The 25,826-nt window shown below is 34.2% G+C and carries 30 protein-coding genes and 1 riboswitch; of the genes, 26 read left to right on the top strand and 4 right to left on the bottom strand.

Annotated elements, in window-relative coordinates; all coding sequences use genetic code 11:
• The first annotated feature begins 111 nt into the window (after positions 1-111).
• The 5 genes from DWY01_RS05650 (at position 112) to DWY01_RS05630 (ending at position 3,793) form a co-directional block, all read left to right on the top strand.
• Positions 112-465 (top strand): hypothetical protein, encoded by a 354-nt coding sequence (locus DWY01_RS05650; RefSeq protein ID WP_147332161.1) that lies wholly within the window; start codon positions 112-114, stop codon positions 463-465.
• Positions 466-496: 31 nt separating this feature from the next.
• Positions 497-583: riboswitch (TPP riboswitch) on the top strand.
• A 43-nt stretch (positions 584-626) separates the two neighbouring features.
• Positions 627-1,388, top strand: a complete 762-nt coding sequence (locus DWY01_RS05645; RefSeq protein WP_117994613.1) for an ABC transporter permease — start codon at positions 627-629, stop codon at positions 1,386-1,388.
• Entirely contained in the window at positions 1,385-2,383 is a 999-nt protein-coding gene (locus DWY01_RS05640; protein ID WP_117994608.1) for an ABC transporter substrate-binding protein, read from the top strand. The genes DWY01_RS05645 and DWY01_RS05640 overlap by 4 nt, the downstream gene beginning before the upstream one ends.
• Positions 2,383-3,117 carry an ABC transporter ATP-binding protein gene (locus tag DWY01_RS05635; protein WP_117994604.1) on the top strand — a complete coding sequence of 245 codons (735 nt, stop codon included), beginning with the start codon at positions 2,383-2,385 and terminating at the stop codon, positions 3,115-3,117. The genes DWY01_RS05640 and DWY01_RS05635 overlap by 1 nt, the downstream gene beginning before the upstream one ends.
• On the top strand, positions 3,110-3,793 hold the full coding sequence (locus DWY01_RS05630; protein ID WP_117994601.1) for a TatD family hydrolase: 684 nt from the start codon (positions 3,110-3,112) through the stop codon (positions 3,791-3,793). The genes DWY01_RS05635 and DWY01_RS05630 overlap by 8 nt, the downstream gene beginning before the upstream one ends.
• Positions 3,794-3,807: 14 nt before the next feature.
• Here DWY01_RS05630 and DWY01_RS05625 read toward each other — a convergent pair whose 3' ends face one another.
• Positions 3,808-4,938 (bottom strand): GTP-binding protein, encoded by a 1,131-nt coding sequence (locus DWY01_RS05625; RefSeq protein WP_117994597.1) that lies wholly within the window; start codon positions 4,936-4,938, stop codon positions 3,808-3,810.
• 58 nt (positions 4,939-4,996) lie between these two features.
• Here DWY01_RS05625 and DWY01_RS05620 point away from each other — a divergent pair, with 58 nt between their 5' ends.
• The 7 genes from DWY01_RS05620 (at position 4,997) to DWY01_RS05590 (ending at position 8,966) form a co-directional block, all read left to right on the top strand.
• The gene (locus tag DWY01_RS05620; RefSeq protein ID WP_117994594.1) at positions 4,997-6,013 is read left to right on the top strand and encodes a hypothetical protein; all 1,017 of its coding nucleotides are present in this window, start codon (positions 4,997-4,999) and stop codon (positions 6,011-6,013) included.
• 79 nt (positions 6,014-6,092) lie between these two features.
• Complete coding sequence (locus DWY01_RS05615; protein WP_117994590.1) at positions 6,093-6,338, top strand: hypothetical protein; 246 nt, start codon at positions 6,093-6,095, stop codon at positions 6,336-6,338.
• A gap of 34 nt (positions 6,339-6,372) precedes the next feature.
• Positions 6,373-6,849 (top strand): AzlC family ABC transporter permease, encoded by a 477-nt coding sequence (locus DWY01_RS05610; RefSeq protein ID WP_117994586.1) that lies wholly within the window; start codon positions 6,373-6,375, stop codon positions 6,847-6,849.
• A gap of 25 nt (positions 6,850-6,874) precedes the next feature.
• Positions 6,875-7,060 carry a hypothetical protein gene (locus tag DWY01_RS05605; RefSeq protein ID WP_117994583.1) on the top strand — a complete coding sequence of 62 codons (186 nt, stop codon included), beginning with the start codon at positions 6,875-6,877 and terminating at the stop codon, positions 7,058-7,060.
• Positions 7,057-7,362: an AzlD domain-containing protein gene (locus DWY01_RS05600; RefSeq protein ID WP_117994578.1), complete on the top strand. Its 306-nt coding sequence runs from the start codon at positions 7,057-7,059 to the stop codon at positions 7,360-7,362. The genes DWY01_RS05605 and DWY01_RS05600 overlap by 4 nt, the downstream gene beginning before the upstream one ends.
• 211 nt (positions 7,363-7,573) lie before the next feature.
• Complete coding sequence (locus DWY01_RS05595; RefSeq protein ID WP_117994574.1) at positions 7,574-8,161, top strand: HD domain-containing protein; 588 nt, start codon at positions 7,574-7,576, stop codon at positions 8,159-8,161.
• Positions 8,162-8,237: 76 nt separating this feature from the next.
• Positions 8,238-8,966, top strand: coding sequence for a DUF4097 family beta strand repeat-containing protein (locus DWY01_RS05590; protein WP_117994571.1), 729 nt, complete (start codon positions 8,238-8,240; stop codon positions 8,964-8,966).
• Between the two features lie 17 nt (positions 8,967-8,983).
• Here DWY01_RS05590 and DWY01_RS05585 read toward each other — a convergent pair whose 3' ends face one another.
• From DWY01_RS05585 to DWY01_RS05575, 3 genes are read right to left on the bottom strand one after another with little or no spacing between them, the layout of a single operon-like run.
• The gene (locus tag DWY01_RS05585) at positions 8,984-9,967 is read right to left on the bottom strand and encodes an aspartate-semialdehyde dehydrogenase (protein WP_117994566.1); all 984 of its coding nucleotides are present in this window, start codon (positions 9,965-9,967) and stop codon (positions 8,984-8,986) included.
• Positions 9,967-11,283, bottom strand: a complete 1,317-nt coding sequence (locus DWY01_RS05580) for an aspartate kinase (protein ID WP_117994563.1) — start codon at positions 11,281-11,283, stop codon at positions 9,967-9,969. The genes DWY01_RS05585 and DWY01_RS05580 overlap by 1 nt, the downstream gene beginning before the upstream one ends.
• Positions 11,284-11,288: 5 nt before the next feature.
• Entirely contained in the window at positions 11,289-12,401 is a 1,113-nt protein-coding gene (locus DWY01_RS05575) for a homoserine dehydrogenase (protein WP_158553660.1), read from the bottom strand.
• Positions 12,402-12,492: 91 nt separating this feature from the next.
• Between DWY01_RS05575 and thrC the strand changes: the two genes are divergently transcribed.
• The 14 genes from thrC to agaF all read left to right on the top strand — a co-directional run bounded on the left by thrC (position 12,493) and on the right by agaF (position 25,734).
• Complete coding sequence (gene thrC / locus DWY01_RS05570; RefSeq protein WP_117994555.1) at positions 12,493-13,965, top strand: threonine synthase; 1,473 nt, start codon at positions 12,493-12,495, stop codon at positions 13,963-13,965.
• Positions 13,958-14,830 carry a homoserine kinase gene (gene thrB, locus DWY01_RS05565; RefSeq protein ID WP_158553659.1) on the top strand — a complete coding sequence of 291 codons (873 nt, stop codon included), beginning with the start codon at positions 13,958-13,960 and terminating at the stop codon, positions 14,828-14,830. The genes thrC and thrB overlap by 8 nt, the downstream gene beginning before the upstream one ends.
• Complete coding sequence (locus DWY01_RS05560; protein WP_117994548.1) at positions 14,823-15,257, top strand: ACT domain-containing protein; 435 nt, start codon at positions 14,823-14,825, stop codon at positions 15,255-15,257. Before thrB ends, DWY01_RS05560 begins: the two co-directional genes overlap by 8 nt.
• A complete protein-coding gene (locus DWY01_RS05555) occupies positions 15,257-15,946 on the top strand; it encodes a TIGR01906 family membrane protein (RefSeq protein WP_117994543.1) in 690 nt (229 codons plus the stop codon). Before DWY01_RS05560 ends, DWY01_RS05555 begins: the two co-directional genes overlap by 1 nt.
• Complete coding sequence (locus DWY01_RS05550) at positions 15,943-16,491, top strand: nucleoside triphosphate pyrophosphatase (protein ID WP_117994538.1); 549 nt, start codon at positions 15,943-15,945, stop codon at positions 16,489-16,491. The genes DWY01_RS05555 and DWY01_RS05550 overlap by 4 nt, the downstream gene beginning before the upstream one ends.
• Before the next feature lie 50 nt (positions 16,492-16,541).
• Positions 16,542-16,826, top strand: a complete 285-nt coding sequence (locus tag DWY01_RS05545; RefSeq protein WP_117994535.1) for an HU family DNA-binding protein — start codon at positions 16,542-16,544, stop codon at positions 16,824-16,826.
• A 79-nt stretch (positions 16,827-16,905) separates the two neighbouring features.
• On the top strand, positions 16,906-18,504 hold the full coding sequence (locus tag DWY01_RS05540; RefSeq protein WP_117994531.1) for a putative manganese-dependent inorganic diphosphatase: 1,599 nt from the start codon (positions 16,906-16,908) through the stop codon (positions 18,502-18,504).
• Between the two features lie 14 nt (positions 18,505-18,518).
• The gene (pepT, locus tag DWY01_RS05535) at positions 18,519-19,715 is read left to right on the top strand and encodes a peptidase T (protein WP_117994528.1); all 1,197 of its coding nucleotides are present in this window, start codon (positions 18,519-18,521) and stop codon (positions 19,713-19,715) included.
• A gap of 9 nt (positions 19,716-19,724) precedes the next feature.
• Positions 19,725-20,888 carry an NADP-dependent malic enzyme gene (locus DWY01_RS05530; protein WP_117994524.1) on the top strand — a complete coding sequence of 388 codons (1,164 nt, stop codon included), beginning with the start codon at positions 19,725-19,727 and terminating at the stop codon, positions 20,886-20,888.
• Positions 20,881-21,726, top strand: a complete 846-nt coding sequence (locus tag DWY01_RS05525; protein ID WP_117994521.1) for a patatin family protein — start codon at positions 20,881-20,883, stop codon at positions 21,724-21,726. The genes DWY01_RS05530 and DWY01_RS05525 overlap by 8 nt, the downstream gene beginning before the upstream one ends.
• 206 nt (positions 21,727-21,932) lie before the next feature.
• Entirely contained in the window at positions 21,933-22,691 is a 759-nt protein-coding gene (locus DWY01_RS05520) for a Cof-type HAD-IIB family hydrolase (RefSeq protein ID WP_117994518.1), read from the top strand.
• 28 nt (positions 22,692-22,719) lie between these two features.
• Positions 22,720-23,571 (top strand): aldose 1-epimerase family protein, encoded by an 852-nt coding sequence (locus tag DWY01_RS05515; RefSeq protein WP_117994514.1) that lies wholly within the window; start codon positions 22,720-22,722, stop codon positions 23,569-23,571.
• Between the two features lie 530 nt (positions 23,572-24,101).
• On the top strand, positions 24,102-25,280 hold the full coding sequence (locus DWY01_RS05510; RefSeq protein ID WP_117994511.1) for an SIS domain-containing protein: 1,179 nt from the start codon (positions 24,102-24,104) through the stop codon (positions 25,278-25,280).
• 22 nt (positions 25,281-25,302) lie between these two features.
• Positions 25,303-25,734, top strand: a complete 432-nt coding sequence (gene agaF, locus DWY01_RS05505; RefSeq protein ID WP_117994507.1) for a PTS galactosamine/N-acetylgalactosamine transporter subunit IIA — start codon at positions 25,303-25,305, stop codon at positions 25,732-25,734.
• Positions 25,735-25,826 lie beyond the last annotated feature (92 nt).

The raw sequence follows: 25,826 nt of genomic DNA, 5'->3' as shown, positions 1-25,826 counted from the left end.
GGTTACGATTTTATCGATATGGATGCGAAAATCAAAGAAAAGTATGGTACCATGCTTGGCTTTCAAGATGAATATAATGATTAATATGAACGTGATGAATTGCGTGCAGAAATGATTTCATCTTGGATTCAAGAAAAGGAAAATGTAGTGATTGCGTTAAGTCCTATTGCGTATTTGGATGCGTATGAAGATTTCTTTGAAGATTCAGACATCATTTGTTTCGACTTAACAGATCGAGTAGAAAATATTTTTAAACGCTTGGAATTTACCGATGATAATGATAATCTTTTGCACATTCCTCAATCGTATTTAAATAAGCATAAGGCGTATTATATACGTGAAACACAGGCGGATTTTGATTATTTCCATACTTTGTATGCGTCAAAAATGGATTCGATTTCAATGGATGGTAAAAGCTTAGATAAAATTATTGAGGATATATGCAAGAAATATAAATTAGTCTAAGATTGTGATATAATCAATGGGCAAGTAAAAACATACATGACAGGGGTGCAATTGCTGAGAAAAACCCTTATTACCTGATCTGGTTAATACTAGCGTAGGGAGTCATATCGATTGATAGTGGCACTCTAGGGTGCCTTTTTTATTTTGGAAAGGAGGCAATAATGAAGAAAAATCGTAGAATTGTCATGCCGTTGCTTGTGTTTATTCTAGTGATTGGTGGCTGGGAATTATATGTTCGTGCATTTGATATATCACTTTATATATTGCCAAGTCCATCAAAAATCATCAGTGCACTGATTGAAAATTTTGATATTCTGATGCAACATTCACTTGTTACATTAGAAGAATCTGTATTAGGTTTGTTGATTAGTACTTTCTTTGCGATTGTGATTTCCATTGGCATGGATTTATCGAAAACATTTAAGACAAGTATTTATCCATACTTAATTGTGACACAAACTGTACCTATCATGGTTTTAGGACCTTTATTTTCGATTTGGTTTGGATTTGACTTATTGCCCAAAGTTTTGATTGTCATATTTATGTGCTTTTTTCCGATAGCGATATCTTTTACAGATGCCTTATCGCAAGTGAGTGAAAAGGAAATCAATTTATTAAAAAGCTTTGGAGCTAATCTGTTTCAAATATATAAAATTGTTAAGATTCCATCTGGCGCCATTGGCTTATTTTCCGGATTAAAGGTAGCGGCTACCTATTGTGTGGGTGGAGCTATTGTAGGAGAGTGGCTTTCAAGTAGAGCGGGGCTAGGCTACTACATGCTTCGAGTTAAGAATGGATATATGTTAGATAAAGTCTTTGCGTGTGTATTGATGATTATATTTTGGAGCATCCTTTTAAATTTAGGGGTGACTCTATTGGAAAAATTATTATTTCCACATTTACGAAAAGGAGAAAGAAAATGAAAATTTTAAAAGTTATGTGTGCAGCTGCTGTTGCGTTAAGTTTAGTGGGTTGTGCTCAAACATCGAGTTCAGATGAAGATTTGACTAAGGTTACATTAATGTTGGATTATACGCCAAACACAAACCACACAGGTTTCTATGTAGCTAAAAATAAAGGATATTATAAAGAGGCTGGTTTAGATGTGGATATCATTGAACCAGGTGATAATGCGACGACTTCAATGGTTGCAGCAGGAAAAGCTGATTTTGGTGTTTCTTACCAGGAAGATGTTACATATGCTCTAACAAGTGAAGATCCACTTCCAATTAAAACAATTGCGACAATTATCCAACATAATACGTCAGGCTTTGTTTCTTTGAAGAGTGCAAATATTAATTCTGTAAAGGATTTTGAAGGAAAAACATATGCAGGATGGGGAGCACCAAGTGAAGAGGCTGTAATTAAAGCTGTTATGAATGAAGCGGGTGCCGATTTTAATAAGTTAACGATTGTAGGATCTGACGGATCTGGTATTGCTGGTTTATCCGATGAAGTTGGAAAAAATAAAGTAAACCTTGGATGGGAGTTCTACGGATGGGCTATTATTAAAGCCATGCAGGATGGATATGATGTAAATTATATGCCATTAGCTGATTTAGACAGTCGTTTGGATTACTATACTCCAGTTATCATTACAAACAATAAGATGATTAAAAAGAATTCGGATACAGTTAAGAAATTTATGGAAGCAACTAAAAAAGGTTATGAATATGCCGTTGATCATCCAAATAAAGCCGCTGAAATCTTACATGAGGATGCTTTGAAAGATACAGATATGAAATTCCTTAAAGAAAGTCAAAAATATTTAAGTAGTCAATATGCGAAGGATGCAGATTCTTGGGGTGTTATGAAAGATTCTGTATGGAACAATTATACAGATTTCATGTATGAAACAGGATTGATCAATAAAAAAATTGATGCGAAAGATCAATACACAAATGAGTTCGTAAAATAATGAAGCTAAAGGTTGAAAAGCTAAATCTTGAATTTTCTGGAAAAGAAATATTGCATGATATTTCTTTTTCAATTCAAGAAAGAGAATTTGTTTCGATTTTAGGACCGAGTGGTTGTGGTAAATCCACTATTTTAAATGTGTTAGCTGGACTGCTTGAAGATTATTCTGGTCATGTTTTTGTGGATGAAGACCCTGTTAATGGCGTTAGCTCTCATTTTGCGTATATGCCACAAAATGATTTATTACTTGAATGGAGAACTATTTTAGACAATGTTTGTTTATATGGAGAAATCAATCATGATAAATCTATCAAACAAAGAGCGTTAAAGGAATTTAAAACCTTTGGCCTTTCTGGCTATGAAAATGCGTATCCTTCAAGTCTTTCAGGAGGTATGCGACAAAGAGCAGCGTTCTTAAGAACTTCTTTGTGCAAGGCAGATATTCTTTTGTTAGATGAACCATTTGGAGCTTTGGATGTCATTACACGTAATGATATGCAGGATTGGCTTCTTGAATTAAGAAAGAATTATAATCGCACGACTTTATTGGTTACGCATGATATAGATGAGGCTTTATATTTATCGGATCGCATTTTAATTTTATCCAATAAGCCAAGTCATATATTGCGGGAAATTGATTTATCTAAAGAAAAGAAATCAAGAGATTGGTTGTTTTCACAAAGTGATTTAAAGAAACAAATCTATGAACTATTGAAGGGTGAAAATCATGCATGATGCACATTATCATTATTCAAAAGAAATAAATCAGTTACAGAACGAATATGGAATTTATGGTATCTGTAATGTCGCAAACAAAGAAGAATATGAAATAGTAAATCGACATAACTTATTTTATTCTTGTGGCGTACATCCTTGGAATGCAAACTTAGATACATTAGAATCGATGCTTCCACTATTAAAACAAGCATCGATTATTGGTGAAATTGGCATGGATAGTGTCTGGTGTGATGTGAATTTAGAAATTCAAAAAGAAGTGTTTGAAAAACAGCTTCAGCTTGCGAAAGAGTGGGATAAGCCTGTCATTTTACATACAAAAGGACAGGAAAAAACAATACTGGATTTGATTCGTAAATATCCAAATACATATGTTGTACATTGGTATGGATGTATGGATTATGTCAAAGAATATGATGAAGTGGTATCTTATTTTACGATTGGTCCTTCCATTGGAAAAGAAGAGGAAGTAACTCATTTGGTAAAACAAGTCTCTATTGATAAATTATTAATGGAATCCGATGGTATTGAAGCTGTAAAGTGGGCTATTGATAGTGATAATTATATAGCGGCTTTAAAAAATGAAATTACTCAGGTTGCTCAGTTAAAGAATAAAACACATTCAGAAGTAGAGAGTATTTTAGATCAAAACTTTTCAAAGTTAATAAAAAAATAGGAGAATTTCTTCTCCTAAGCAAGACAGTCATTGAACTGTCTTTTTATTTGTTCTTCATCCATATTCTTTCCAATAAAGACTAATTGATTGATTCGATCTCCATACTCTTCATCCCAGTTTTGAGCTAATTGTGGATTGGCTTTTAATAAATCAATTTGATCTTGTTTTGGAGCTGATGCGATCCATAATGAGTCTTCTGAAAGTGAATTTAATTTACCAGCTTGTTCAAATAAATAAGCAGAATCAGGCTGGTTATCAAACCATACATAGCCTTTGGTACGAATAACATTTGGATAGTTGTTTAATAGATTTGTGAATTTCTTTAAATCCAATGGTTTTCTTGTTTGCCATACAAAAGTAGAAATGCCGTATTCTAAGGCCTCTCCTTCATGCTCATGATCATGGTGGTGTTCATGTTCTTCAATTTCGTGAATCCATCCAATGTTGTTTTGGGCTTTTTCATAATCAAAGTTATGTGTGTTTAAAAGCTCTTCTAGATTGACCTGGCCAAAGCTAGCTTCAATAATTCCAGCTTCTTTACATAGCTTGTGAATGACGGCTTTAATCTCGTTTTTTTCTTCTTCATTGACTGTTTCAGACTTATTTAAAATCACGGTATTACAGAATTCCAATTGTTGCATCAATAAAGAATCTAAAGAATCTTCATCTTCAACTGGTTCTAATAAATGTTTTCCGCAATTGAATTCATTGGATAATCTGGCTGCATCGGCTACACAGATGATGTTATCTAAGTGAAATAATTCAGGTAATCCTCTTGAATAAAGTGTTTCATTGGCAGCTGTAATGGTTTGGGCAATGGGGATGGGTTCGCAAATGCCACTAGCTTCGATAATGATATAATCAAATTTGTTGGATGAAGCTAAAGCAGATAGCTGCTGCAAAAGATCTAGTTTGAGTGTGCAACAAATACATCCGTTTGTAAGTCCAACTACATCTGTATCTTCTTTTTGGATTTGTGCATTTTTGTCAATTAGTTTTTGATCTACATTGATTTCTCCAATATCATTGACAATAATTGCGACTTTGTATCCTTCTTGATTTTTAAGAATGTGATTCAATAAAGTGGTTTTACCAGCTCCTAAATAGCCAGTTAATAATAAAATAGGTATCGATTTTCTTTTCATTTTCAAAACCTCCTTTACTTATTGTATAATATTTGCGAATAAAAAGGAGCAAATTTTTATGACAATTTTATATACATCCTTCCATATTTTGGATTTAGATAATGATACGGTGCAAAGAAAAGAGATGCCAGAAGAATTTCAGGTCTTTGTGAAAGAATATATTGAGTATGCGAACGCAAATGAAAAAAATAAAATATATACGATTCATGATGAGCAGACACAGGTGGTTTCGTGTATTCGTCAGATGGCATTAAATCAAGATAAATGTGAAGTACTTACGGATAGTATTGCGGATAAGTTATTAACAAGTGAGAAACTAGCGCAGGCAAAAATTTATCGTATGGGCTCTAATGTAAAAAAGGGAAGCTTGATTCAGGTTTTAGTCCAAAATAGCAGTGATGAGCTTTTATATGTGGTTGCTAAAGTAGAGCATTCTAAATGGTATGATGGAAATGATCTGTCGAAAAAGTATGGCTTTTCAGGTGATAAGAAATCATTGTGGAAATCAGCTGTATTTTCTATGTATGAAATTAACTCACATATAGTATTCAAAGATATTAAGGTATATTCGGATACGATGGCTAAATATTGGACGGTTTCTTTTTTGGAATTGGAAGAAGCTAGGGATGATGCAAAGAATACATACTCTGCATTTAAGGCAATTGATAATGAATTGAAAAGTGCAGTAGAACCTGTGTCTAAAAAGGATTATGTGAAGCTATCGAGTGAACTACAGAATGTCATGAATACGCCTCAACAATTGAACTATAGTCAGTGTATTGATAATTTGATTGATTCGTATTCCTTTAGTGAAGAAGAAATCGAGAAGGATGTGATCAAAGATTGCTTGATGGCTCTTCCTGAACGTAAAAATTTTGATACAGAGTTTAAGGTGATTCCCGAAAGCTTGAATAATAAACGAACAAAGAAATTCCAACTTTCGCAAGGGATTGAATTGACGATTCGTTCGGATGCGTTAGAATATCCAAATAAAATTGTGTCAACAGTAGTAGATGGAAAGCGTGTAATTCAAATTGTTTGTGAAGATGATGATACGTATGAGGCATTTGCTTAAAATAGTCTGAAAGAATTCAATTTGTATAAATCTTAAAATAGTGGTTTAATTATGTCATTATTTAAAGGGGGTATTTCAAATGAAGAATAAAAATGCATTAACAATTCTATTATATGTCTTTGCCGTTTTATCATTGGCTTATACATGTTATGCGGCTTTGCAGGCATATAATACATTTGTTTCATATTACAGTACAAATTTAAATGTATTGAACTTGATTATGTATATGATCACAACTTGTTATCAATCAATATGTTTTAGTGTGCTTTTTTATGCGCTTGGCGTATTTAGTGAAATGTTTAAGAAGAAGAAAGAAGAGAAATAGTTTATACTGTTTCTTTTTTCTTTAGGTAAAGGTTATGAAGAAAGATTTTGTAGAAGGAGCCAAGGCAGCAACCCCGATTATTTTAGGATACATTCCTGTTGGAATTGCTTATGGTATGATGGCAAAAGCGACGGGATTGACATTTTTTAAGGCATTAAGCTTTTCATTATTTGTGTATACTGGGGCAGGACAAATGGCTGCTGTGACGATGTTAGCTCAAAATACGGCTTATATTACGATTGTATTAACCGTTTTTATTTTAAATTTACGTCATATTATTATGAGTACATGTATTATGGAAAAAATGGAGAAGACAAGCTTACCAATACGTTTGCTTTTATCTTTTGGGATTACAGATGAAGTATTTGCGATGGGGATGACAGATAAAAAGATCAATAAACTGATGCCTGCTTTTTATTGCAGGACTCGCACTGTTTTCATACTTATCATGGAATGTAGGTTCTGCATTAGGTATCTTATTTTCAAGTATATTACCAAGTATTGTATCTAAAAGTTTAGGTGTTTCTTTATATGCAATGTTTATTGGCTTGTTAGTGCCAAATATGAAGAAATCCATTCGCTTGTTTTATGTAGTTGTTCTGACTATGGTTGTGAATTGGGGATTAAATCAATTCTTGTCGAGTTCTCTATCTATATTGATATCCACACTTGGTTGTGCATTAATTGGAATGTTTATCATTTCAAAGGAGGACTTACAATGAAGTTTGTAATGCTGATTCTATTTTTATGTTTATCAACATATATACCTAGAATGTTACCGGCATTATTTATGGATAAAATTCAGGTGTCAGGAAGATTTGCCACTTTCTTACAGCTGATTCCTTATACGGCGATGGCATCCTTGATTTTTCCGGCCATATTATATGTAGATGACAATATGTGTATTGGCATTATTGCTGGTATTGTTGCGAGTGTGACAGCCTTAAAAAAGGTTCCCGTAATTGGCGTGGTTTTATCGAGTGTAGTGGCCTGTTTATTGGTATATTCATTTAAACTTTCATGAAAATGTAAAATATTTACAATTATATTGAAAGCACTTGTAAATGATGATATAATTTGATTGGCTTCGAAAGGAAGTTTTAAGAAATTTTGCGTCAATAGAAATCCAATTTTGCTCCTTCCTCAAGTTCACTGATGATTTCGAAGTTGACGTAATAGATTAGGCCTGAGTGAATCCGGGCCTTTTTGTATGTTACAATGTTTTGGGTGATATTATGGAACGAATTGAACAACAGATGCAATTTATTTTGGAAATTGATAAAGAGAAACAGATTAAAAGAAAAACACTTCAAAGCAATGGAAAAGATTTTGAGGATGACGCACAACATGCCTGGCATATGGCTATTATGACTTTGTTGTTGAGTGAATATGCGAATGAAAAAATTGATGTGTTAAAAACCATTTCGATGCTGTTGATTCATGATCTTGTGGAAATTGATGCAGGAGATACGTACGCATATGATGATCAAGGGTTAAAAACACAAAGTGAAAGAGAGAATTTAGCGGCGAATCGCATTTTTAATTTATTGCCAGAAGATCAGGCTAAGAAAGTGTTTGACTTGTGGAATGAATTTGAAGAAAGAAAAACACCTGAAGCTAAATTTGCCAGGGTGATGGACAATTTTCAACCGGTTATGTTGAATGCGGCAACCGATGGAAGAATGTGGGTTGAAAATGATGTGCATCTAGATAAGATATTGAAGCGTAATGAAAGGACACATGAGGGTAGTGAAGTGTTATGGAAGTATATGTATGAACATTTTATTTTGCCAAATGTTGAGAAGAGAAGAATCAAAAAGTGATTCTTCTTATTTTTTGAGCATACTACTATACAAAACACAGTAGTGGTGATAAACTAGTAGTGAAAGAGGTGATCTGATGAAAAAGGGATTCATTTTATTGTTTATTTTTATTCTTGTTTGTATTGTAGGAGGTAGTTTTCTAGCAATTCATTTAATTACTAATGTGAATATTGAAGAAACGTCAATTGTGAAAGAACCTTTAAATTCTGAGAAAATAGACAATTTTACTTCAATAAATCTAGATTTGACAAGTATGGATGTTAAAATTGAAAAAGCTAGTGAGAATGCGATTTCTTATCGTTTGCAGGATTCGAAGAAACAAAAGCTGGATTATTCTGTTGAGGATGGTGTTTTAACTGTAAAAGAAATAATATCGGATAAACATTTTGTAGGTCATGATGATAATGAAGTGATTATTTATACAACAAATGATTCTTTAGTTGTGAATGGTAATCTTGTTGCGGGTGATGTTGAAATTCAAAATGTGACATTAAAGGATTCTAGAGTGACTAGTGTATCTGGTGATATTTCAATTGAAAATTCAAGTTTAAATAACTGCAACTTCATCAGCACCAGTGGAGATGTAGAATTTGATGGTCAATTGACAGGGGATAATATCTTGGAAACGACTTCAGGAGATTTGAGTGTAGAACATATTAATAATGTATCAATTAGTGCTTCTACTACATCTGGAGATATTGAAATTGGTGAAGAAGAATTTACAGGTTCTGTTAATAGAGTGTTAGGAACAAGCAATGCAACGTTGAAATTGAATACGACAAGTGGTGATATCGAGGTAAATTAAAAAAACAGGCAAGCGAATTAATCGTTTGCCTTTAATAATTCTTCAAGAATTTGAACTGCATTTGTAGCGGCACCCTTACGAATTTGGTCTCCACAACAGAATAAGGATAATGTGTGGTTGGTTTCATCTGTGATATCCTTACGGATTCTTCCAACATAGACTAAATCTTGATTTGTCGTATCCTTTGGCATTGGATAGATTTGGTTTTTTGGATCATCCTTTAATAATACGCCATCAGCATGACTTAATAATTTTCTTGCTTCATTCACATCAACTTCATTCTTACATTCGATTGTGATGCTTTCTGAATGGGAACGCCAAATAGGTACACGTACGCATGTACAATTTACTTTCAATTCCTCGTCATGCCACATTTTTCTAGCTTCATTTTGCATCTTCCATTCTTCTTTTGAAATACCTAAATCATCAAAATCTCCAATTTGAGGAATTAAATTAAATGCGATTTGATAAGGAAATGCTTTAGATGGGATTTTTTCGTCTTCGATTTGATTTTTAAGATCTTCAATACCTTGAACACCAGCTCCGGAAACAGCTTGGAAAGTAGTAACAATCATGCGTTTGATGTGGTATTTTTTGTGTAAAGCATTTAATGCGACTAGGGCAATGATTGTTGCACAGTTTGGGTTGGCAATTAGGCCTTGATGATTATTGATATCTTCTTTATTGACTTCAGGAATTACAAGTGGAACATCCTTGTCTAAACGGAATGCACTTGAATTATCGACAACGACACATCCAGCTTCTTTGGCCCATGGCATCCACATTTTTGTGATGTCATTTCCTGTGGCACCTAAAACATAATCAACATCTTGAAAACTTTCTTTCGTTAGTTCTTCAACAATGTGTCCATCTATTTCTTTTCCTTTAGAGCGTGCACTTGCCAATAATTTAAGATTGGCCTGAATGTTTCTTTCTTTTAAGCATTCTAACATTTGTTGTCCTACAGCACCAGTAGCACCTGCAATTGCGATTGTTGTCATTATTCGTTTCCTCCTACAAAAGTATCATAAATTACTTGAACGGTTTTAGTGAAATCCTTTTTCTTTACACCTACAGTAATGTTGATTTCATCACTACCTTGGGCAATCATAACAATGTTGATATTGTTTTTACCTAAGGCACCAAATAATTTTCCACTTGTACCTGGTTTATCTGTCATGTTTTTACCAACGGTAGAAATTAAAGCTAAGTCATCTTGAACACTAAGTTTGTCTGGTTTAAGTTCATCTTTGAAATGAGCTAAGATTTCATATAGACTTTCTTCAATTTCTTTTTTCTCTACAACAATGTTAAAGGAATCGATACCACTAGGAATGTGTTCGATACTGATATGGTATTTTTCTAAAATGGATAGGGCTTTACGTATGTAACCTACTTCATTGGACATGTGCTTTTTATAGATGTAAATTGACATGAAATCTTTTTTACCGGCAATACCTGTAATTGGGTATCCACTCTTGATTTTTGAATGTTCTTGAATGATGGTTCCGGCATCTTGAGGACGATTTGTATTTAAAATGTGGATTGGAATATTGGCTTCTTTAACTGGGAAGATTGCCTCTTCATGAAGAACACTGGCACCCATATAAGAAAGCTCTCTTAGCTCTGAATACGTGATGTGTGTGATTCCTTTTGGATTTTTTACGATTGTTGGATCGGCCATTAAGAATCCAGAGACATCGGTCCAGTTTTCATAGACATCCGCATGAAGACATTTCGCAAGAATGGCTCCTGTGATATCGCCTCCACCACGTGGGAAGACTTGAATATGTCCGTTAGCACTTGTTCCATAGAATCCTGGGAAAACAAAGTGTTCATATTGTGCATGTTTTGCTTGAAGCTTTGCCGTAGTTGCTTCCCAGTCAATGGTTTTGTCTAGTTTAAAGCGAATGATATCTTTGGCATCTACGAAAGCGTAGCCTAGATATTCGGCCATCAATTTTGCACAGAAGTATTCACCACGACTAACGATTACAGCTTGCGACATTTGGTTTAGATTGGTGTAAAATGCATCAAGCTCTTTTTCGATTGGTTGTTTTAAGCCAAGTTCATTTTTGATTTCGACAAATCGATTTTTAATGAGTTTGAATACGCCGGATGCGTCTACATGGTATTTTCTGTGCGCATCTAATAAATAAAGTAGATCAGTGATTTTGTTGTCGGCCGCAAAACGTTTTCCAGGAGCTGATACTACAATATATCTACGTGTAGGGTCTTGTTCGATGATATTTTTGATTTTTTTAAATTGTTCTGCGTTGGCAACGCTAGAACCACCAAACTTTGTGATTTTTAACATGTGATTTACCTCCATAATGCGATAAAGCTATGTTGATCCAATTCTTTTACTTTTTTAATGATTGACATATCTTGGTTTTCAATCCAGTAATAATTTGCTTCTTTTTTTAGGATTGGATAGTAGTCTTCCAAAGAAACATCGGTTCGTACGATCCAGGTTTCTTTTAATAAACTTGTATCGAATTCTTTTGGCGTTGAATATATAATTTTTCTTTCTTTATTCTCAAGTGTATCCAATGCATTTTGCATCATGGCTTGTGCCGTAGGTAATTGACCAGCGCCCTGACCATAATAGCCTAATGTATCAAAGCTGTTTGAAAGAATCTTTTGCGCATTGTAGTTGCTTGGAACATTCGCAAGAAAATCGCTTTCATTCATACAGCAAGGGGCAATGATAGAAATGATTTTGTCGCCAATTTGTCTTGAAATGGATAGGTGGCGTATTACTTTATTGTTCATTTTGATGAATTTTATATCTAGCATTTTGATTGTTCGAATTCCTGCATAATATGGGATTTCAACAATTGGTGTGTTGAAGGCTAAACTGTTTGAAATTTTTGTTTTATAGTAAACATCCACACCATCAATATCGTTTGATGGATCTTTTTCGGCATAGCCCTTTGCCTGCGCATCCTTTAAAACATCTTCAAAATCAAGATTGTTTTTTTGCATAGAATCTAGAATATAGTTGCTTGTGCCATTAAAGATACCTTCAAAGCCCTGTAAAGGTTCAAGTCTTTTTAGTTTTAATAAAGCATCAATAAATGGAATACCACCCGCAACACAAGCTTCTACTTGAATGGATCCGCCATATTCTTTTTCTAATTCTAAATAAGTGTCTAGGTAAGTGGCGATGACAGCTTTATTTGAACTGATGACATGTTTGCCTTTCTTTAAAGCTTTTTGGATGAGTGTATTGGCTGGTTCTAGACCGTTTAAGCATTCAAATACAATATCTACATCGTCTTGAACGACAATGTTTTCATTGTTTGTAAAGTAAGGTAAATCCTCTTTTTCCTTACGTACATATACATACTTAATGTTGATTGTATCGAGTGATTTTGAAAGGATTTCGATTCCTTTTCCTACGACTCCGTAACCTAAGATAACTGCATTCATAAAGTTCCTCCTGTTTCTTTTTAGAAAACACTTGTTTTTAAAGCGTGAACATTGTATCATATGGAATATAGATTTTCAAGGAGGATTATACATGAACGATTATATTTCTACTCGAGATGCTCACCAAAGCGTTTCAAGCAAACAAGCTATATTAAATGGAATCAGTCCAGATGGTGGTTTATACGTATTGCCTGGTCTTGATCAAATTCATTTAGATCTATCTTTGATATGTTCAAAGTCGTATAAAGAAAATGCTGTATATATTCTTTCTCATTTATTGACAGATTATAGTATAGACGAATTGAGAATGTGTGTTGAAAATGCATATTCAAATTCTTTTTCTAAAGAAGAAATTACACCCGTTAAAAAAGTAGATGATGTGTATGTTCTTGAACTTTTCCATGGTCCTACATGTGCATTTAAAGATGTTGCATTAACTTTATTACCACAGTTGATGTCATGTGCATTAAAGAGTACAAATCAAAAAGCTTTAATTTTAACGGCAACAAGTGGAGACACTGGGAAAGCAGCCCTATCTGGATTTTGTGATGTAGATAATATTGGTATAAACGTTTTTTATCCATATAAGAAGGTAAGTGCCATTCAATATCGTCAGATGGTAACACAAAAAGGTAAGAACGTGAAGGTGTTTGGCATTCAGGGGAATTTTGATGATGCTCAAAGCCAAGTAAAACGTTTGTTCTTGGATGAAGAATTAAATGCATATTGCGCAAAACAAAACGTAATGCTGACAAGTGCCAATTCAATTAACGTGGGTCGTTTAGTTCCTCAAATCGTTTATTATTTTGATAGCTATAAACAATTGGTTCAACAAGGTGTTATTCAGGTTGGGGATAAGGTTTCATTTACTGTTCCAACTGGAAACTTTGGTGATGTTCTAGCTGGATATTATGCATATTTAATGGGTCTTCCTGTAGAGAAATTCTATGTTGCGAGCAATGCCAATCGTGTGTTGACAGACTTCTTAACATCTGGAATTTATGATCGTAATCGTGATTTTATCCAGACAATTTCGCCTAGTATGGATATTTTAATTAGTTCAAATCTTGAAAGATTATTATACTATGCATCAAATAAGGACACTCAAAAGGTAGCGGGATGGATGCAGGAATTAAATGAAAAGGGTCGTTATCAAGTGGATGAACAGACGTTTGAAACAATCAAGAATTTATTTGCGTGTGCAAGTGTAGATGATAATGGTACACGACAAGAAATTCATGATGTATATGAAAAGACTAAGTATTTATTGGATCCTCACTCAGCCATTGCCTATAAGGTCGCAAAAGATAATGCAGGTCGTCCGGTTGTTTCTTTGGCTACAGCTTCTCCTTATAAATTTAGTCAGGATGTTTTAAAAGCACTAAATATAAATGAAGAGAATGAATGGGTTGCGATGGATGAGCTATCAAAATATTGTCAGGATGTGATTCCAGCTCAATTAAAAGAATTGAGAGATCTTGCGATTCTACATAATCAAGTTATTGATGTAGATTCAATGAAGGATGTTGTTTGCCAAAGTACACAGGAGGTATTCCATGATTGAGGTCTATGTCCCGGCGACAAGTGCAAATTGTTGTGTGGGATTTGATTGTCTTGGAATGGCAGTAGATTGGTGGGCACATTTTACGTTTGAAGAAAGCGATACGTTAGAGGTTGATGGTTGTCCGGATAAATTTAAAGGAAAAGATAATCTTGTAGTACAGGCCTTTTATACGGCATGTGATTATTTAAAGGTTGAATATCCTACATTCAAATTAACTATTGATACAGATATTCCGTTTGCGCGAGGCTTAGGCTCAAGTTCAACCTGTGTTGTGGCAGGAATTATGGCTTGTGATGCTTGGTTTAAAAAGGGTTTGAGCAAATCAGAATTATTAAAAATAGCTACAAGTATGGAGGGACATCCCGATAATGTGGCTCCAGCTATTTTTGGTCAGGCGACAGCTTGTTTTATGGAAGCAGAAGATGTGAGAATGAGTCATGTGCCATGTTCTGATTATCATTGTTTGGTAATGGTGCCGCATTATGAAGTGAAAACGCAGCAGGCCCGCAAAGTTCTTCCTAAAACGATGGATTTTAAAGATTGTGTGTCACAGGTATCTCATGCATTAGTGTTTTTACAAGCTTTACAGCAGGGGGATGAAGCTTTATTGGCCCAATCATGTGAGGATTTACTTCATGAGCCGTATCGTAAGCAATTTATTAAAGAATATGATACGATAAAGAAGTATTGCGAAAATAAAAAAATTCCTATGTGGATTTCGGGAAGTGGTTCAACGATGATGGTTGTCTCGCTTGAACAGAGTCGTTTGATTGCGTTGTCAAAATTTGTTGAAGAAAATTTTAAGGAATTGGATTTTAGATTTTTGACGATAGCCAAAAAGGGAGCGTTTATAAAATATGAGTAAGTTTTATGTTGTTAGTGGCGACATTTTACCGGATGTACTAGAACAAGTGATGCAGGCGCGTATTCTGTTGCAGTCTGGTAAAGCAAAAAGAATTAGTGAAGCTGTTAAAATGGTAGGTATTTCTAGGGGTACTTATTATAAATATAAGGATGCGGTTTTTGCGTTTAATGCAGAACAATCGAATCGTAAAGCTATTATTTCAATGATTTTAAGAAATGAGAAGGGTACTCTTTCCAAAGTGTTATCTTTAGTTTCGGTTAAACAGGTTAATGTTTTGGCAATCAACCAGACAATACCTATCAATGGGATTGCTAACGTTGCATTAACTTTAGATATTAGTGATTTGGAAATTAGCATTCAATCTTTGGTCAGTTTGATTGAATCCATGCCAATGGTAGAAAAAGCTGATTTGGTGGCTGTTGAATAATGAGGCGTATCTTAAGTTTTTTGTTTGGCTGGTGTTTCATTATTGCTTGTGTTGTTTTCAGTATTAAAAGTACGGCGTTAAATCCTAATTTTTATATACCAAAATATGAAGAAATGCATTTAGCACAGGATATTGGTGTATCTAAAAAGGATTTGAATCAAAGTATTCGCTTATTGCTAGATTATCTAGATGATAAAAGAGATGATATCAAGGGTACAATTACATGGTATGGAAATCATCAGGAAACATTTAATGAGCGAGAAACAAGTCATATGGGAGATGTAAAAGCGTTATATCAAAATGCAGTAAAGGTCGCAAAGATATCTCTTGTGATTTTGGCTTTGATTCTTTTATATTTTTATTGGAATGAAAAAGAAAAGATGTTCGCATATTTAAGTAAAGGCTTTTTAGGTGCCTTATTGACTTTGATTATTATGCTTGTATTTTTTGGATTCTGGATCTTGACCGATTTTACAAGTTTTTGGACATGGTTTCACACAATCTTTTTTTCGAATCAATTATGGCTTTTGGATCCCAATACCGATTTTATGATTTGTATGCTTCCTGAAACGATATTTTATCAGCTTGTTTTGTCTTGTGTGATCAAAGTGATTTGTTTGATGGTTCCAGTCAGTTTATTATCAATATATTATATGGTGAAAAAGGCACCGATTGGGTTTGAAAGATGATTGTATTAGCTTCAAAATCTCCTAGAAGAAAAGAAATATTAAAATCGTTGGGTTATGAGTTTATAATTTGTCCAGCTAAAAAGGATGAAGTGTTTGATTTGTGTCTTACATTAGATGAAGCACTAGAGAAGGTAGCTTTGTCGAAGGGAAAAGAGGTGCAGGAACAATATCCGGATGCGATTATTTTATCTGCAGATACAATTGTATGTTTAGATCATACGATTTTGGGAAAGCCAAAATCAAAAGATGAGGCTTTTCAGACGCTATTTTCATTATCGAATCGTAAGCATCAGGTGAAAACGGGTGTGTGTTTAATTTATAAAAATCAAGTGTATTCACATGTAGAAACTACGGATGTATATTTTAGAGAGCTGTCCGAAAAAGATATTCAAACATATGTAGATAGTGGGAAATGCATGGATAAAGCAGGCTCCTATGGCATTCAGGAATGTGATTTTGTTGACCATATTGAGGGTGATTATACGAATGTGGTAGGTTTACCAAAGCATGTTGTTGAATCGATGATGAAATGCGTTGCACTATAGAAAGAGAAATGATAAAATAACCGGGTAATTATTAGAGGAGGAACATATAAATGTCTAATATTATTAATAAAAAAGATTTAGCTGAAAAATTAGCTGAAGAATTTGGTTGTTCAAAAAAAGACGCAACTGCTTATGTTCAGTTCGTATTCGATACAGTAGCTGACACTTTGAAAAATGATGGTACTGTTGATGTATTCGGATTCGGTAAATTCTCAATTAGCGAAAGAGCTGCTCGTACAGGTATCAATCCTGCAACAAAAGAAAAGATTGAAATTGCTGCAAGCAAATCAGTAAAATTTAAAGCAAGCAAATCTTTGAAAGACGCTGTTAAGTAAGAAGATTCTATAATGAATCTTCTTTTTTTTCGTGTTATAATATTGAGTACAAAATTAGGTTAATTGAGAGGAGAATTTGATGAGTTTACCAATTTATGTTATTGGACATAAAAACCCAGATACAGATTCCATTTGTGCAGCCCTTGCACTTGCAGAATTGAAGAGACAAATGGGTGTGAATGCGATGGCAGCACGTTTGGGTACATTAAATCCAGAAACTAAATTTATATTAGATAAATTACATGTAGATATGCCTACTTTATTGACGACTGCTCGTTCTACTTTGGAAGAAATCGAAATTGACAATGCAGTGACAATTGAAGAGGGTGAAACCATTCGTCATGCATGGGATTTATGCTTAGAGAATCATGTAAAAACATTGTATGTAGTCGATAAAAATAATGAATACAAAGGTATGGTTACTTTGGGTGATGTTTCAAAAATTCAAATGCAGGATTTGAACATTACTAGTGAATTATTGAAGGAAACACCATTGGAAAATTTAGTGGCCAGTGTTAAGGGTTCTTTTATATTAAAGGGAAAACTTGAAAGAAGTGGTTTTGTTCGTATCGCGGATAAGCGATTGATGGAACGTGATCTTGAAGGGGCTATCATGGTTTTAAATGATCATGAGGATAGCATGATCAAGAGTATGGCTAAGGGTTGTGCGGTTATTGTTGTTGCAGAAAATTTTGTTCCTAACAGCTATATTATTGAAATGGCTAAACAGATGGGGGTTACTTTAATTAGTACACCTTATAATATTATGAAAATTATTCAAATGATTTATCGTTCTATTCCTGTTGAATTGATTATGACACCGGCAAATAAAGTCATTCGCTTTAATAAGAGTGAGTATGTGGAAGATGTTGAGCGGGAAATGTTAAAGACGCGTCACTCTTCATATCCGGTTGTTTTCCAAAAGAAAATCTTGGGGGCTGTTGCTCGATATAACTTATTGAAGGCGGAAAAGAAACAATTTATTTTGGTTGATCATAATGAGAAAAAACAAAGTATTAGTGATATTGAAACAGCGGAAATTGTGGAGATTGTGGATCATCATCGTATAGGGGATATTGAAACAGATCGTCCTATTGTATTTAGAAATATGATTGTTGGAAGTTCTTGTACGATTGTAGGCTTGATGTATGCAGAATATGGCGTTAAAATGCCAGAAACGATTGCTAAATTGATTGCGTATGGAATGATTAGTGATACTATGAATTTCAATTCACCTACATGTACGCCAATCGATCATAACTTAGCTAAGCGTCTATCAAGTGAATATAATCTTGATTTTGATACGATGGCAAAGGAATTATTTGAAAACACAGCCACAATTCGTGGAAAAGAATTTAAGAATATTCTGTATAACGATGTAAAGGAATATATGTTGAGTGGATATCATATTGCGGTAAGTCAGGTGTTTACTTTTGATTTAAGTATCGTAGATGAAATTAAACAGGATTTCTTAAAATATATGGAAGAACAGAATAAAGTTCATGAATTTGATTTAATGTTGATGGTAATTACGAATGTAGAAGGTCGTGGATCACGATTCTTGTATGTTGGTAAATTATCTCAATTTGTACGTGATGTTGTTGAGGAATTTAAGGATCAGGGATTTGTTTCTCGTAAAAAACAAATTGTGCCTCGTTTGGCACAAGAACTGGCATAAAAGGGGGATAAAATATGGCAGTAGAAAAAAGATTAATGCATTATGCATCATTTGACACGCAGTCAAGCGAAGAAAGTACAAGTGCACCAAGTACAGAAAAGCAATTGGTTTTAGCTCGTGAATTAAAAAAGGAATGTGAAGCTTTGGGCTTTGATTCTGTGGAATTGACAGATACGGGGATTGTTTATGCGAGTTTAAATGCGAATACAGATAAGAAGATGGATCGCATTGGATTTATTGCGCATATGGATACAGCTAGTGAAATTACAGGAGCAAACGTGAAGTGCAAAGTCATTTCTAACTATGATGGAAATACAATTCATTTAAATGAGGAATACTCAATGTCAAAAGAGGAATTTCCGGCTTTGGCAAATTGTGTTGGAGATGATTTGATTGTGACAGATGGTACAACACTTTTAGGTGCTGATGATAAAGCGGGTATCGCAATTATTTTAGAGGCCATGGAACAATTGATTCAGTCTAAAAAGGAACATGGCTTTATTGCGGTAGCCTTTACACCAGATGAAGAAGTGGGGCGTGGTGTAGAAAACTTTGAATTAGATAAGTTTTCAGTTGATTATGCATTTACAATTGATGGAGATCGTATTGATTCTGTTGATTATGAAACATTTAATGCAGCTCAAGCCGTTGTTACATTTGAAGGTACTAGTATTCATCCTGGAGATGCTAAAGATCGCATGGTTAACGCAAGTCTATTAGCTATGGAATACGCTTCCAGTCTTCCAAAGAAACAAACACCTTCACATACACAAGGTCGCCAGGGCTTCTATCATTTAGTAGGTATGGAAGGTATTTGTGAAGATGCAAAATTGACTTATATTATTCGTAATCACAGCAAACAAAGTTTTATTTCACAAAAACAAAAGATGCAGGCGGTTGCGGATAAGATGAATGAAAAGTATGGAAATCGTGTTCATGTAGTTATTCGTGATCAATATGAAAATATGCGTCAATATATGCATGGAGATATGCGTAGTGTGAATAAGGCAAAATATGCCTTACGCCAATGTAATGTAACACCAATTAGTACGCCAATTCGTGGTGGAACAGATGGTGCAATGTTAACGGCTAGAGGACTTATTTGTCCAAATTTAGGTACGGGTTCATTTAATCATCATGGACGTTTTGAATTTGCTAGTATTCAAAAGATGGAAAAGATGGTAGAAATTGTATTGAAAATTGTAGAATAGGAGGATTTCATGGATTACGCAAAGGAAGCTTTAAGATTACATGCTCAGTGGAATGGTAAGTTGGAAACTGTTCCAAAAATGAAAATTGAAAACAGAGATGACTTGTCGATTGCTTATACACCAGGTGTTGCAGCACCTTGTCTAGAAATCGAAAAAGATAAGAAAAATAGCTATGTCTATACAGGTAGAGCACATACAGTTGCTGTTATTAGCGATGGAAGTGCTGTGTTGGGTTTAGGTAATATTGGCCCTGAAGCAGGTATGCCTGTAATGGAAGGTAAGTGTGTATTGTTTAAGGCATTAGGAAATGTAGATGCCGTTCCTTTATGTTTGAATACGCAGGATACAGATGAATTGGTTCAGATTATTTCAAGTTTAGAACCAAGCTTTGGTGGTATCAATTTAGAGGATATTGCAGCTCCTCGTTGTTTTGAAGTTGAAAAAAGATTACAGGAAAAGATGAATATTCCAGTTTTCCATGATGATCAGCATGGTACAGCTATTGTCGTATGTGCGGCTTTAGTCAATGCCTTAAAATTGGCAGAAAAACAAAATCCAACAATCGTCATCAATGGTGCGGGTAGTGCTGGTGTTGCGATTGCGACGTTGATTTTAAAGATTGGTTTAGGAAATGTAATATTAGTGGATAAGCAAGGTATTTTAACTGCGGATATGGATTTAACAAGTGGTCAAAGAGGCTTGATTGATAAACTAAACAAAGAAGGTAAAACAGGAACATTAAAAGATGCATTAGTTGGTGCAGATGTATTTATTGGTGTAAGTGCAGGTCATATTGTATCTAAAGATATGATTGCTTCAATGAATGAAAAGGCGATTGTATTCCCTATGGCAAATCCGGTTCCTGAAATTGAGCCAGAAGATGCAAAAGAAGCAGGTGCTTATATTGTTGGTACGGGTCGTAGTGATCATCCTAACCAGATCAATAACGTTTTGGCATTCCCTGGTATTTTTAAAGGGGCATTAAAAGCTGGAGCAACTTGCATTAATGATGCGATGAAAGAAGCAGCTGTTTATGCGATCAGTTCAATGGTTACAGAAGATATGTTAGATAGTGAACATATTATTGTTTCCGCATTAGATCCTAGAGTTGCAGATGTGGTGGCCCAAGCTGTTGCGGATGCTGCAAAAGAAAGTGGTGTAGTGCGTGAGTAGAGTAGGTATTGTTGCAGAGGGTGGAGGAACAAAGGCTGCTTATTCTGCAGGAGTATTGAAATGCTTACTTGAACATGATATCGTACTTCCTTATTGTGTAGGAATCAGTGCGGGTACAGAAATATTATTAAGCTATGTTTCAAAGCAAGTAGATCGTTTAGAGGTCACAGGTATTGATGCACCTTGTCAAAAGGGTGTAGTTGGTTTAAGACCATTCTTTAAGGAAGGATCTATTTTTGGGATTGAAGCAACTTATGATTTTATTGAGTCTAGAGTTCCGTTAGATCTTGACAAGTTTCAAAAGAGTGAAACGCAGATGGAAGTAGGACTCTATAATTTAAAAACGCATAAAGTTGAATATTTTGATAAGAGTTATATTGATAAAGAAGAAACTTTGATCAAGGCAAGCTGTGCTTTATTGTTGTTGGCAAAGCCTTATAAATTCAATGGGGAAATGTGGATGGATGCCGGTCTTGTAGATATGATTAGTATCGAACAAAGTATTCGTGCTGGAAATGATAAACATCTTATTATTTCTACAAAAGAAGAGGGTTATGTGCGTAAACCAGCTCCAAAATGGCAATTATGGCTTTCCAATCTTGTATATAAAGATAAACAAATTACGGATGATTTAAAAAATCGTCATATCCGTTATAAAGAGCAATGGGATAAAATTGCTGAATTAGAAAAACAAGGAAATGCCTTGGTTTTACGTCCTCATAAAGATCTTGGTGTTACTCGATATACAACAGATCCAGAGAAATTAGGTCCTTGGTTTCAATTAGGATATGATGAAACTTTAGAGCGTTTAGATCAAATTAAAGAATTTATTAAATAAACAAACCTGGAAGAAAATTTCCAGGTTTTCTTTAACCACAACAATTTAGGGAGGGGTACTTGTGACTGTATCTGTGTAAGTTCTATATGTTTAAATACTAGAAAGCTTACTGTAGTCACATTGATAATTATAATGAGTTTATGTGAATTTGTTATTAAAAAGCGAAAATTCTTTTAAAAAGATTAGGAAGAGGATATTATAAAGTTATGAATGGTTATTTTTTTGATATGGATGGAACACTATATAATAATAAGTTTCATGAAGTGAGTGAGAAAACATTTGAAATGTTAAATGAGCTACAAAGGCAAGGACACTTTGTTGCATTGTCGACAAGTCGATGTCAGATGGAGTTGAAGAATCTTCCTTCTTGTATGCGAAACTTTCAATTTGATTGTATGATCAGTGATGGTGGGGCTTTGGTTTTGAATAAGCAAAAAGAGGTTCTTGAAATGAATTGTATTTCAAAAGAGATACTAAACCGTATTGATTCGTTTTGTAAAGAACATGGCTTAGTATATCGCTATAGTACAAGAGATGGAAATTACTTTGGAACACCTTGCTCAAAGTATGCACATGATATTTATTTTCATATGTACTTGAATTTTCCTATATATAAACCATATGTCAATGATGATGTATTAAACATACTTGTTTTTTGTACGGATGGTATGAAGGAACAATTTAAACTTGCTTTTAAAGAATTACAGTTAGTTGAATATATTGATAGTATTGAAGTTCGCGCAAGTGCTGTGGATAAAGCAACATCTGTAAAGAAGCTTATGGGCTCTCACGAATTTGAAACAACGTATTGTTTTGGTGATGGTGTAAATGATGTGGATATGTTGAAAATGGCGGATGTTGGTGTTGCGATGGGTAATGCGTGTGATGCTTTAAAACAAGTAAGTGATGTTGTGATTGGTAGAGTGGATGAGGATGGCATCTATTATTATTTAAAAAAGCAATAAAAGCTATAGTGAATAGGAGGAAGATAATATGGCTTATATTTTAGAAAATAATGTATTGAAATTAGAATGTACTGAAAAGGGTGGTGAAATGCTTCACCTAGTTAAGAAGAGTACGGATCGAGAAACTTTGTATCAGGGTGATCAAGGGTGGTCTGGACGAAATCCTTCTTTATTTCCAATGGTAGGTAATACGTATACAAAGGATTATGAAATTGATGGTAAAAAATATGCAATGAAAAACCATGGCTTGATTCGTTATACAACTTTAAAGGGTGAAACTCGTAAAGATGAGCTTGTATTTACTTTGGATGCAAATGATGAAACTTTGACTCAATATCCTTTTCATTTTCATTTTGAGATTGGATATAAATTGGATGGAAATAAAGTTTTGATTAATTATCATATTAAGAATAACGGTGAAAAGGATATGCCTTTTGGATTTGGATTGCATCCTGGTTTTAAATTGGATGATGAATTTTCAACATATACTTTAGCTTTTGAAAAAGAAGAAAACGCAAAACAATTGTTGTTTGATCCTAGCTACGAAAAGAATGTAGAATATCAGAATGTTGCATTTAAAGAATGGAAATTGTCTAGAGAAGATGTAAAAAAATATGCAACAATCATTTATAAAGAGTTGAAATCAAGATATGTTACTTTAAAACATGGAGATGAAGATATTGTTCGTGTATCAGTTGAGGGATATCCATATTTAGCGTTGTGGACACATGATAGTGAGTCTGATTTCTTGTGTATTGAACCATGGTATTCTCATGGTGATTTTGAAAAGGAAACACCAGATTTCTATCATAGAGAAGGAACAATGATTTTAAAGCCAAATGAAGAGTGGACTTGTTCATATTGGATTGAGGTTCTATAAGAAGGAGAAATCCTTCTTTTTTATATATTAAGATTTTGGTTTCGGAACAGGGAAATACTACATGTGAAATAGTGTTACAATATCACAAGATATGAATTGTCAGGAACGACAAAAAAGACTATCGTAATAGCCAACATTTTGTATTCGTCTTTAATTGTTGAATTATTTTTTTACAATCATTTTATGATCACATTCAGGGCAATGCATCATATAGTTTTCTTCAGGTTCATTTGGAAATAATTCATTGATCAACCATCACATACAATAAAAACTCCATCGATAATGACTGAATGAATCGGGATACTGAATGATTCAGAAAGATGGAGTGGATGTTTAAATGTTACCGGACGACTGGAAACGAGCCGGACACGCTGTTTAGGTGTGTGACTTTTTCGCAGAAAAAGTCTTTTCTTGATTAAAATTTGTATTTTACAACAACAAATTTGCACTTTTTAGTTTACTTTCGTCCAAAATCTTTTATTTTAGTTAAAAATAGTTATAATGAAATTAGTTCAAAAGGAGAAAGAAAAATGTTCGGAAAAGAAAAATCAACTTGGGAAGAATTAGGTGGTATTTTTACTGCACAGGAAATTTACCAACAACCTGCTACTTGGGCTAAAACAATCGCTCAAATCAAAAATGAAAAGGAAGCTCTTAAAAAATTCATGGAACCTGTATTAAGTGATCCAGATTGCGATATCGTATTTACAGGTGCTGGAACTAGTGAATATGTAGGTAATGCTTTATATTCATATGTTAACCGTTACACTGGTTATCATGCAAAATCATATGCTTCTACAGACTTGGTAGAGACTCCAGAAAACTATTTATCAAGAAACAAAAAGACTTTATTAGTGAGCTTTGGTCGTTCAGGAAACTCTCCTGAAAGTGTTGGTTCAGTACAAGTTGCTGATGAAGTATGTAAGGAAAATGTTTATCATTTATTCATCACATGTAACAAGGATGGAGCTTTAGCAAAAGCTGCTGCTACTCGTGACAATGCTTATGATATTAATATCACACCAGAAACTCACGACAAATCATTCGCAATGACTTCTAGTTTCTCTAATATGATGTTGGCTGCATTATTATGTTTCCGTTTAGATGATATTGATGAAGCTGCAAAAGAAATGGAAAGTGTTATTGCTCAAGGTCAAAAATTCTTAGATGAAGGTTACAAAGCTTGTGAAGAATTAGTAGCTGACTTTGATCCATTCACTCGTATCGTATACTTAGGTGGAAATACATTAAAGGGTATTGCACAAGAAAGTCAATTAAAAATGTTAGAGTTAACACAAGGTGGTGTTACTACAACATTTGATAGTCCAATGGGATTCCGTCATGGACCTAAATCTGTAGTAAATGATGAAACATTAACAGTTGTTTATTTATCAGATGATGAATATCAAAGACAATATGAATATGACATCATTAAAGAAATGAGTGGACAACGTAAAAAGAATCGTTTAGTAGCTGTTTCTAGTCATGCAGATGCTGAAATCGAAGGAATGGTTGATACATTCATTAACTTTGATTTAGATGCACCAAAAGATAATATTTTCTTAGGATTTGATTTCATTATGGTTGCTCAAGTGATCGCATTATTCAAATCAATTAAAACTGGTATTTCTCCAGACGATCCATGTCCAAGTGGAGAAGTAAACCGTGTTGTTAAAGGTGTAACTATTTACCCATATACTGCAAAGTAAAAATTTGAAGGAGAAAAAGAAGATGATAGGATTAATTGTTACTGGTCATGGTCACTTTGCCTCTGGTTTAACTACAAGCTTAAATTTGATTGCTGGAGATGCAAAAGATTATGTTGCTGTAGATTTTGAAGCTACAGATTCAACAGATGATTTAGCAAAAAAATTAACAGACGCTATGGATTCATTAAAAGACTGCGAAGGCATCATTGTATTAAGTGATTTAGCTGGTGGTTCTCCATTTAAGACAGCTGTTGAAATTGGTTTCCCAAGAGGAAATGTAGAAGTTGTAGCAGGTACAAACTTAGGTATGTTAGTTGAAATCAACTTAACTCGTACTTTCTCTGAAGATGTACATGCTTTGGCTGAATCTGCATGCAATGTTGGAAAAGACCAAGTTATGCGTTATGTATTCCAACATATCGAACAAAATGACGATTTTTCAGATGGTATTTAATATTTAAGCTAGGCTTTGCCTGGCTTTTTCTTTTGGGGTAACCAAAATCATTTAGGGTTTTAGCGTAAACAATTGGGGCCTAGTTTGGGGTC

Origin of the sequence: Eubacterium sp. AF22-8LB (genome assembly GCF_003458715.1) — a bacterium.
Taxonomy (GTDB): domain Bacteria; phylum Bacillota_I; class Bacilli_A; order Erysipelotrichales; family Erysipelotrichaceae; genus Holdemanella.
This window is presented reverse-complemented; position numbering and strand designations above follow the sequence as displayed.

What these genes read in the sequence shown, in the direction of transcription:
- DWY01_RS05650 (WP_147332161.1), top strand. Translation starts at nt 112, where the DNA reads ATGATTTCATCTTGGATTCAAGAAAAGGAAAATGTAGTGATTGCGTTA.
- DWY01_RS05645 (WP_117994613.1), top strand. Translation starts at nt 627, where the DNA reads ATGAAGAAAAATCGTAGAATTGTCATGCCGTTGCTTGTGTTTATTCTA.
- DWY01_RS05640 (WP_117994608.1), top strand. Translation starts at nt 1,385, where the DNA reads ATGAAAATTTTAAAAGTTATGTGTGCAGCTGCTGTTGCGTTAAGTTTA.
- DWY01_RS05635 (WP_117994604.1), top strand. Translation starts at nt 2,383, where the DNA reads ATGAAGCTAAAGGTTGAAAAGCTAAATCTTGAATTTTCTGGAAAAGAA.
- DWY01_RS05630 (WP_117994601.1), top strand. Translation starts at nt 3,110, where the DNA reads ATGCATGATGCACATTATCATTATTCAAAAGAAATAAATCAGTTACAG.
- DWY01_RS05625 (WP_117994597.1), bottom strand. Translation starts at nt 4,938, where the DNA reads ATGAAAAGAAAATCGATACCTATTTTATTATTAACTGGCTATTTAGGA.
- DWY01_RS05620 (WP_117994594.1), top strand. Translation starts at nt 4,997, where the DNA reads ATGACAATTTTATATACATCCTTCCATATTTTGGATTTAGATAATGAT.
- DWY01_RS05615 (WP_117994590.1), top strand. Translation starts at nt 6,093, where the DNA reads ATGAAGAATAAAAATGCATTAACAATTCTATTATATGTCTTTGCCGTT.
- DWY01_RS05610 (WP_117994586.1), top strand. Translation starts at nt 6,373, where the DNA reads ATGAAGAAAGATTTTGTAGAAGGAGCCAAGGCAGCAACCCCGATTATT.
- DWY01_RS05605 (WP_117994583.1), top strand. Translation starts at nt 6,875, where the DNA reads ATGTTTATTGGCTTGTTAGTGCCAAATATGAAGAAATCCATTCGCTTG.
- DWY01_RS05600 (WP_117994578.1), top strand. Translation starts at nt 7,057, where the DNA reads ATGAAGTTTGTAATGCTGATTCTATTTTTATGTTTATCAACATATATA.
- DWY01_RS05595 (WP_117994574.1), top strand. Translation starts at nt 7,574, where the DNA reads ATGGAACGAATTGAACAACAGATGCAATTTATTTTGGAAATTGATAAA.
- DWY01_RS05590 (WP_117994571.1), top strand. Translation starts at nt 8,238, where the DNA reads ATGAAAAAGGGATTCATTTTATTGTTTATTTTTATTCTTGTTTGTATT.
- DWY01_RS05585 (WP_117994566.1), bottom strand. Translation starts at nt 9,967, where the DNA reads ATGACAACAATCGCAATTGCAGGTGCTACTGGTGCTGTAGGACAACAA.
- DWY01_RS05580 (WP_117994563.1), bottom strand. Translation starts at nt 11,283, where the DNA reads ATGTTAAAAATCACAAAGTTTGGTGGTTCTAGCGTTGCCAACGCAGAA.
- DWY01_RS05575 (WP_158553660.1), bottom strand. Translation starts at nt 12,401, where the DNA reads ATGAATGCAGTTATCTTAGGTTACGGAGTCGTAGGAAAAGGAATCGAA.
- thrC (WP_117994555.1), top strand. Translation starts at nt 12,493, where the DNA reads ATGAACGATTATATTTCTACTCGAGATGCTCACCAAAGCGTTTCAAGC.
- thrB (WP_158553659.1), top strand. Translation starts at nt 13,958, where the DNA reads ATGATTGAGGTCTATGTCCCGGCGACAAGTGCAAATTGTTGTGTGGGA.
- DWY01_RS05560 (WP_117994548.1), top strand. Translation starts at nt 14,823, where the DNA reads ATGAGTAAGTTTTATGTTGTTAGTGGCGACATTTTACCGGATGTACTA.
- DWY01_RS05555 (WP_117994543.1), top strand. Translation starts at nt 15,257, where the DNA reads ATGAGGCGTATCTTAAGTTTTTTGTTTGGCTGGTGTTTCATTATTGCT.
- DWY01_RS05550 (WP_117994538.1), top strand. Translation starts at nt 15,943, where the DNA reads ATGATTGTATTAGCTTCAAAATCTCCTAGAAGAAAAGAAATATTAAAA.
- DWY01_RS05545 (WP_117994535.1), top strand. Translation starts at nt 16,542, where the DNA reads ATGTCTAATATTATTAATAAAAAAGATTTAGCTGAAAAATTAGCTGAA.
- DWY01_RS05540 (WP_117994531.1), top strand. Translation starts at nt 16,906, where the DNA reads ATGAGTTTACCAATTTATGTTATTGGACATAAAAACCCAGATACAGAT.
- pepT (WP_117994528.1), top strand. Translation starts at nt 18,519, where the DNA reads ATGGCAGTAGAAAAAAGATTAATGCATTATGCATCATTTGACACGCAG.
- DWY01_RS05530 (WP_117994524.1), top strand. Translation starts at nt 19,725, where the DNA reads ATGGATTACGCAAAGGAAGCTTTAAGATTACATGCTCAGTGGAATGGT.
- DWY01_RS05520 (WP_117994518.1), top strand. Translation starts at nt 21,933, where the DNA reads ATGAATGGTTATTTTTTTGATATGGATGGAACACTATATAATAATAAG.
- DWY01_RS05515 (WP_117994514.1), top strand. Translation starts at nt 22,720, where the DNA reads ATGGCTTATATTTTAGAAAATAATGTATTGAAATTAGAATGTACTGAA.
- DWY01_RS05510 (WP_117994511.1), top strand. Translation starts at nt 24,102, where the DNA reads ATGTTCGGAAAAGAAAAATCAACTTGGGAAGAATTAGGTGGTATTTTT.
- agaF (WP_117994507.1), top strand. Translation starts at nt 25,303, where the DNA reads ATGATAGGATTAATTGTTACTGGTCATGGTCACTTTGCCTCTGGTTTA.